Origin of the sequence: Streptomyces sp. NPDC047000, from assembly GCF_040644295.1 — a bacterium.
Taxonomy (GTDB): Bacteria; Actinomycetota; Actinomycetes; order Streptomycetales; family Streptomycetaceae; genus Streptomyces.
On sequence record NZ_JBEYWE010000063.1, the window covers coordinates 1 to 7,046 of the forward strand.

Annotated in this window: 8 protein-coding genes and 1 pseudogene; 5 read left to right on the forward strand and 4 right to left on the reverse strand. The window is 69.3% G+C overall.

Features of this window, described 5'->3' with window-relative positions; genetic code table 11:
* Positions 1-266 (forward strand): SDR family oxidoreductase (locus ABZ862_RS38105; RefSeq protein ID WP_360969111.1); only part of this gene is annotated, 266 nt, incomplete at its 5' end.
* A 12-nt stretch (positions 267-278) separates the two neighbouring features.
* On the opposite strand, the gene ABZ862_RS38110 is transcribed toward ABZ862_RS38105, so the two are convergent.
* Both ABZ862_RS38110 and ABZ862_RS38115 read right to left on the reverse strand, forming a co-directional pair.
* A complete protein-coding gene (locus tag ABZ862_RS38110; RefSeq protein WP_360969114.1) occupies positions 279-1,526 on the reverse strand; it encodes an amidohydrolase family protein in 1,248 nt (415 codons plus the stop codon).
* A complete protein-coding gene (locus ABZ862_RS38115) occupies positions 1,520-2,158 on the reverse strand; it encodes a CoA transferase (RefSeq protein ID WP_360969131.1) in 639 nt (212 codons plus the stop codon). Before ABZ862_RS38115 ends, ABZ862_RS38110 begins: the two co-directional genes overlap by 7 nt.
* A gap of 431 nt (positions 2,159-2,589) precedes the next feature.
* Here ABZ862_RS38115 and ABZ862_RS38120 point away from each other — a divergent pair, with 431 nt between their 5' ends.
* The 3 genes from ABZ862_RS38120 (at position 2,590) to ABZ862_RS38130 (ending at position 4,822) form a co-directional block, all read left to right on the forward strand.
* Entirely contained in the window at positions 2,590-3,228 is a 639-nt protein-coding gene (locus ABZ862_RS38120; RefSeq protein WP_360969117.1) for an enoyl-CoA hydratase/isomerase family protein, read from the forward strand.
* 390 nt (positions 3,229-3,618) lie between these two features.
* Positions 3,619-4,449, forward strand: a complete 831-nt coding sequence (locus ABZ862_RS38125; protein WP_360969119.1) for an SDR family oxidoreductase — start codon at positions 3,619-3,621, stop codon at positions 4,447-4,449.
* A 91-nt stretch (positions 4,450-4,540) separates the two neighbouring features.
* Positions 4,541-4,822 (forward strand): hypothetical protein, encoded by a 282-nt coding sequence (locus ABZ862_RS38130; protein WP_360969122.1) that lies wholly within the window; start codon positions 4,541-4,543, stop codon positions 4,820-4,822.
* Between the two features lie 159 nt (positions 4,823-4,981).
* Here ABZ862_RS38130 and ABZ862_RS38135 read toward each other — a convergent pair whose 3' ends face one another.
* Positions 4,982-6,016, reverse strand: a complete 1,035-nt coding sequence (locus tag ABZ862_RS38135; protein WP_360969125.1) for a hypothetical protein — start codon at positions 6,014-6,016, stop codon at positions 4,982-4,984.
* A gap of 183 nt (positions 6,017-6,199) precedes the next feature.
* Between ABZ862_RS38135 and ABZ862_RS38140 the strand changes: the two are divergent.
* Positions 6,200-6,458, forward strand: a pseudogene (locus ABZ862_RS38140) (transposase); the annotation flags it as partial.
* Here ABZ862_RS38140 and ABZ862_RS38145 read toward each other — a convergent pair.
* On the reverse strand, positions 6,450-7,046 hold a 597-nt coding region (locus ABZ862_RS38145), incomplete at its 5' end, for an IS630 family transposase (protein WP_360969128.1). The pseudogene ABZ862_RS38140 and the gene ABZ862_RS38145 overlap by 9 nt on opposite strands.

The following is a 7,046-nucleotide window of genomic DNA, read 5'->3' on the forward strand; positions in this document are numbered from 1 at the left end:
CACGAGCACTGGCCGCCGAGGAGGGACGGTACGGCGTCCGCGTGAACTGCGTCGCCCCCGGCATGCTCACGGACGGCATCGCGGGCCGCCTCATCGGCACCGGCGAACTGGACGAGGACGCCCTCGCCGTCACCCGGCGCAACATCCCGCTGCGCCGCTTCGGAAGCGCCCAGGACATCGCGGAGGCAGTCGCGTTCCTCGCCTCCGACCGCGCCGGGTTCATCACCGGACAGGCACTCGGGGTGGACGGCGGCTACAGCGTCTGAGCAGGGGGCGGTTCAGGACGTGATCGGGCGGCCCGCCACATACGCGGCCCGTACGACACTGGCGTCCAGGAGATGAAGCGCCTCACGCAGAGGCACATGGAGCAGACACAGGTCAGCCACTGCGCCGACCTCCAGCCGGCGGGGGCGGGCCGGTCTTTCCGGCGACCCGAGGAACAGCCGCAGAGCCTCTCCGGGAGTCACGCCTTCCCCGTCCTCGCGATGGGCGGCTGCCCGCATGACCGCCCACGGGTCGTCGGTGCCGTAGGGCGCGTCGGTCCCCGCCGCGAGCGGAACACCCGCCTCGGCCAGGGTGCGGCAGCGGTAGAGGTGAGGCCGGTCGTCGGGGTGGACCTCGGAGGCGTACTCACGGCCCCGCTCCACCGGAAAGTGCGGCTGGGTGACGACCGTGAGCCCGAGCCGCCGGATCCAGGGGACGGTCTCCGCGGGGATCACCGCCCCGTGCTCGATACGGTCCCCCGCGACCGGGCCGACCTCCTCCAGCGCGAGCAGGGTGACGAGCAACTGCACCCGGGTGACACAGTGCACGGCCACCGGCCGGGGCCGCAGCACGCCCACTCTGGCCGCCAGGTCAACCGGGGCCGGCAGGGCGGCGTCGTCGAGCATGATCTTGACCGGGGAGTCGACGCCCATGAGGGTGAGCCGTTGCGGCAGCACCGACAGGGTCCGCCGCAAGCCGGGCGCCGGACGGGGATCGGCGTTGGTGAAACCGGTGACGCCGAGACGCGCGGCTCGCCGACCGAGCCGCTCCAGGTCGAGCCGCACCGGCGGGACCCTGTGCCGCAGCCGTTCGTCCTCCCGCCACAGCCGCCCGTCACCGTCCAGCCCTGCGGCTCGCAGCGCGGCACTGTTCAGGAACCACATCGCCCCACTGCGGTGCTGCACCCGTACGGGCCGGTCGGCGACGAGCGCGTCCAGTACCGAGCGGTCCAGATCCCCCGCGACACTCTCGTGGTAGCCGACCGCCCGCACCCACCGGCCGGGCGGCCCGTCGCGCAGGGCCGCGCCGAGGCCGTCGGGACCGCGCACGTCGGCGGGGCCCACGCGGACCGAGGAGGCGTGCGCGGCCAGCGCCGTCAGATGGACATGGTGGTCGTGCAGTCCCGGCAGCAACGCCCCTCCGCGCCCGTCCACCAGGGCGTCCCCTGCCAGGCGGTGCCCGATCTCGCTGATGCGACCGTCGGCGCCGATCCGTACGTCCGTACCCGCCCGGCCCTCGACCTCGACATTCCTGATCAGCACGGCGGTGTCCGGGAGTAGGCGAGTGCCGCCGCACAGGCCGCCATGGACACGCACAGCAGTTGTCCGCCACCGTCCGAGAGGGAGCGGGCGACGGTCCAGGCCGCGTACACGCCGGTGACGGGATCGGCGAGGATATCGCCCAGGAACACCGGGGCGCCATGGTCCTCCCGCCCGACCAGGCGGCCGGCGACCGCGGCGTCGTCCCCGAAGGCGATCCGGTCGTCGTCGCGGCCGTACCCGGTGATGCCGACCCAGACCTGTCCGGGCTGCGCGACCAGGAACTCCTCCGCGCTCACACCCAATTGACGCAACGCCCTCGGCCGTGAAGCCTCGATGACGACGTCCGCCCCCGCAACCGCGTCAGGCAGGGCGCCGGAGGCGAAGTCCAGCATCACACTCCCGTGGCCGTCGTGCAGCCAGCGGTAGATCTCCGGATGCCCCCGCCGCGTGCCGTCCGGTCTGGTGGTGCTCTCGGCCTTGGTCACCTGGGCTCCGGCCAGGCCGAGCAGCCGCGCGCAGAAGGGGCCTGCCCACAGAGCTGACAGGTCCGCACTCGGAGGCCGGGGAGCCGGCGGGGCAGTCGCGCACCGTGCGAACGGACGTGGACGGGTTCCTGGCCGGCTCGTGCCGATCCGAGCGCGGCGGCGGGAATGCCCACGGCCCGGGCGGCGTCCGCCAGCCGACGGGCCGTGATCCGGCGGGCGGCGTCGGACAGGTCAGTCGTGTCGCGTGCGTCGAGGAGGTTCAGAGGCGCGGGGTGGGCCGCATGGTCGTCCGGACGGGCCAGGTTGACAGCGGCCCATCCGCCAGCGGTCTCCGGAAGCCGGCAGGAGCCGCCGGCGGATATGCGGCCCGGCGGCGGCAGCCCGGCCAGGCGGGCCCGCAGAAAGAGGATGCCGGGCAGACCGACGGTGATGCCGGTACGGACCTCAAGACCGTCCGCACCGGCCCTGAGCGGTCCCAGGCAAGGCGCGACATCGGACATCCGCTGAGCGAAATCCACCTGAGACATGGTGTAAGCGCCCTTCTCGCTAAACAGAAATGAGATTACACTCAAGTTGTCATGGACTCACCCTGTCACGTGATCGCCATTACCTCCCACGCCTCGCCACCGACGGTCCACGACCGGGTGGTGGGGGTGGCGACCCGGCCGCACAAGGGGCCGGACGGCTTCGACGTGCTCCTGTCCCAGGGCTCCGATGCTCCACGGCCCCGGGCAGCATGCCCTGACCCGCACACCACCGCCCGGCACATCGAAGCCCTGGAGGTCGCCGTGACCGACGGGTCGATCACCCACTTCGACCCGCGCGGCACAGGGCCGGCCTTCTGCAGCGGGGGCGACCTCGGCGAGTTCGGTGTCGCCCGGGACGCAGCCGAGGCGCACCGCATCCGAGTGTCACGGAGTCCTGCGGCACTGCTGCCTCGGTGCGACTTCAAGGTGACCGCGCACCTGCACGGCGCCTGTGTGGGGGCGGGCATCGAGCTGGCGGCGTTCGCCAGGCAGGTGAGGGCCACCCCGGACACGGTGATCCGGTTGCCCGAGATCAGCATGGGTCTGATCCCCGGCACAGGGGGCACAACGAGTCTGCCCGCCCGCATCGGCCGGGAACGAACCGCTTACCTGGCCCTGTCCGGTGCCGCGCTGACCGCACCAGAGGCATTGGGCTGGGGCCTGGTGGACGAATTGGCCTCAGGGAATTGAGCGAGCTCGTCGACCACGCGTCCCGGCCCCAGCAGGGCAGCCGGCCCCTTCGCGAGAGAAGCGGCACGACGCCTCACCCGCGACTTTTCCTGTCGGGGCCACCGGATCCGCTGCTCCGGATCCCGTCGGCTCTGTTGCCGGGACGGAGGAGGCTCCGAGCCGGAGTCACGGTCATTGTCTCCGTCACGGACCGGAACCAGGCTGCGCGCCTGCACGAGCCACATCCATGTCCGGGAGCCCGGACTCTGTCGGGAAGGGCCGAGTGGTGGCTGAGTCCCGTACTCTCGCCGATCAGCTGGAGAGGGAGACGCCGCCACGGAGACGGACGCCGGAAAACCGACCGTGTAACGACGTCGGGCGGCCAACCCCGCCCGCTGATGGAGGCACCCTATGCAGACTGCGGTGGTCGTTGTCATCGGGGCAGGCGGCATGGGGCAGGCCATCGCCCGCCGTCAGGCCGCAGGGAAGACGCTGCTGCTCGCGGACATCGACGAAAAGCTGCTCTCGTCGGTCAGCGATGAGCTCAGAGGGCACGGCCACACAACGAGAACCCAAGTCGTGGATGTCTCCTCACGCGCCTCGGTGTCGGCCCTGGCAGATGCCGCCGCCGAACTCGGCCCCCTCACCCAGGTCGTCCACACCGCAGGCCTCTCCCCGGTCCAGGCGACCACCGAGGCGATCCTCAAGGTGGACCTGCTCGGCACCGCACTGGTCCTGGAGGAGTTCGGCCGGGTCGTCGCCCGTGGAGGCGCGGGCCTGGTGATAGCCAGCATGGCCGGGCACATGTGGCCACCAGGGGCACTCACCGCCGAGCAGAAAGAGGCCTTGGCTCATGCCTCCGCCGACGACCTGCTCGGCCTGGACTTCGTCGAGGCCGAGAAACTCAGTCCGCAGGAAGCCTATCCACTCTCCAAATACGCCAATCTGCTCCGAGTCCGGGCTGCCGGCATCGACTGGGGCAGACGAGAGGCGCGCATCAACTCCATCAGCCCCGGGGTGATCTGTACCCCCATGGGCCGCCAGGAACTTGCCGGTGGCAGCGGGCTGCATATGCGGGCCATGGTGGAGGCTTCGGGTGTGGGACGCCTGGGCACTCCCGATGACATAGCGGCCGCCGCGGCCTTCCTCCTGGGCCCCGACGCTTCCTTTGTGACCGGCACCGACCTGCTGGTCGACGGCGGCGTGATCGCCGCCCGGCAGCCGGGCTCCTGCGCTTCCTGAGAGGGTGGTTCGGGGCTCCCGACCTCGACCTGGCCATCGCGGTCGTCGCCCTCGCAGCGAACACGCACGACACCGCTGCGGGCATTCTCCCGTGGACCAGGCCGCGGAGCACGCCGGCGGAACCGTCCGCAACGCGCTGGTCGATCAGGGCTTCATGGATCAGGGTGTCCGGTACTGCGCAGGCCTGGATGTCGACATCGCGATCATCGAACGCAACCCGCAGCACCGCCTGTACCGCCATCCACCACCTGAGGAATCGCCTGACGAACGGGCAATGCGGGTGAAAACGACCCCTGACTCGCCTCTGACCTGGCAGCCCGCTCAGCGCTCCGTGCTCGATCGTCAGCCACTGCCCGTCGAATGTGGAATTTGACTTGGCCGGCGCCCGGCCACCCTCCACCTGAATTTGTTGGGGCGGTGCGCTCATCAAGATGCCCACTCGAAGCAGATGAATTATTGCTCCGCCCGCAAGAAAAGCATGACGTCACCTCTCGCGGAAATCGTTGGCCTGAGCTCCTGCAGGCAAGAGTAATCAGGCGGTCAAGGACAGGCTTTTAATCCTGCGGGTGTGCTCCATGCACAGCTCCACCGCCTGCCCCATTTCGATACCCGGAATAGAAATGTATCGGTAGGTGAAACCCGGATTGTACGATCCGAATTCGACCCGAACCGGCTTCACCGGTCCTGCGCCATCGATCGGTCCGAAGGTGAAGAAATCGAAGTGGCGGCGGGCCTCTTCCTCCCGTACGGCCCTATGGCTCGCCGAGTTGCCACGACCGGGGTGTCCCTCAGGAACGACGATCGCGAGCCGGAAGTCCTCGCCCTGGAGCTGCCAGCCCCACTCGAAGCCGTGCGGTGAGTCGGCGTACCAGTCGACCAGGGCGGTTCCGTTGGTCAGATCCGTGTGAGCACCCACCAGACCGCGGCTGCCGAGTTCGACGGCGAGCTGTTGGTAGCGCATCTTCTGAACCGGGACGTCGAGCCTGGCCTTGTGCAGGAGGTCGCGCTGGCTACGCGGAAGCTGGAGCGGCTCGTCGAGGCCGGGCTGCCCGACAAGGCGGGTCAGGTCGCCGAGTCTGTCAATCAGGTCGAGCCACCGGTTGAGCGTCGCGCCCGCGTACTCGTCTGCAGCGGCCACCTCGGCAACGGCGGGGCGCAGCCGGTCCGCCAGCTGCTCGTAGCTCATCCAGGTCCACCGGTGGCCACCGGGGCTGGCCCACGCCTGCTCGCCCCAGACCGGGGGCGTGAGGCTCAGCAGCTCCAGGCAGGGGTTCTGACCTTCGAACTTCTCAGCTATGCGGTCGAGTTGGACCGAGTCAGGGAGGGCGAACACTTTGTTCTCGATCACCACGGGAGGGCGTCCGTCCGCCCGGATCAGGAGGTCGGTGTTCAGCTTCTCGCGCTCGACCTGGACGGGCCCCGCCCAGCCGGTCACAGCCTCGGCCACCACGGGATGGTTAGCGACGAACCACCCCAGTAGGTTCGAGTGGAACAGTTCCTTGCTTCCCAGCGACATGGTGAACACCAGGTCGGCTTCCAGAGCTTCGACCAGCTTGGCCAGCTCCACCACTCTCCCTGTCATGGCGCGCATCCTGCCACCGGGCTACGACCACGGTGGCCTTCCCTAGCCTCACGCTTTCACGAGGCGGGCTGTCCGAGGCTTGATCAAAAACACGGGAAGTGCCCCTGAACTGCAACGATAGGACTTGCTGAGGGTCCTGTTGGCTGCGAGGGAAGAAGCGCTTCCCAGGTGAAGAAGCGTATCGGGTCGTAGCCGCATGTCCGTGTCGAGGCCGGCGGCCGTGGGGCGGTCTCCCAGGCCGGGTCCGTGCTGCTGGTGGAGACGATCCGCCGGACAGACCTTGACCAGGCGATATCCGCCGCGCTCGCCCCGTGGCGCAAGCACCGGACCGTCCACGATCCGGGAAAGATCCTCCTGGACGTCGCCCTCGCGGTTGCGCTGGGCGGGGACTGCCTCGCCGATGTGGGCTGGTGCCCCGCTAGTGTCCTGAGTCGTTAATTCGTGTGCAGTATGCGGCGAGGGTGTCGAGGATGTCGTCGGCGGTCTTCGTCCAGACGAACGGCTTGGGGTTCTTGTTCCACTCGTTGATCCAGCCGCGGATGTCGCGTTCGAGTTCGACGACGCTGCGGTGGGCCGAGCGGCGGAGTTTGCGGCAGGTCAGCTCGGCGAACCAGCGTTCGACGAGGTTCAGCCAGGATGCCGAGGTGGGGGTGAAGTGCAGGTGGAAGCGGGGGTGCCGGAGCAGCCACTTCTTGACCGGCTCGGTCTTGTGGGTGGCGTAGTTGTCCAGGACCAGGTGGAGTTCGAGGTCCTTGGGGACGGCGGCGTCGATGACCTTCAGGAAGCGGAGGAACTCCTGGTGGCGGTGGCGCCGGTAGTGCTGGGCGATGACCGAGCCGGAGGCGATGTCCAGAGCGGCGAACAGGCTGGTCGTGCCGTGCCGGACGTAGTCGTGGGTCATCTTCGCCGGCGTGGTCGGAGCCATCGGCAGCACCGGCTGGGTGCGGTCCAGTGCCTGTATCTGTGACTTCTCGTCCACCGCCAGGACCAGGGCGTTCTCGGGTGGGGCGAGGTA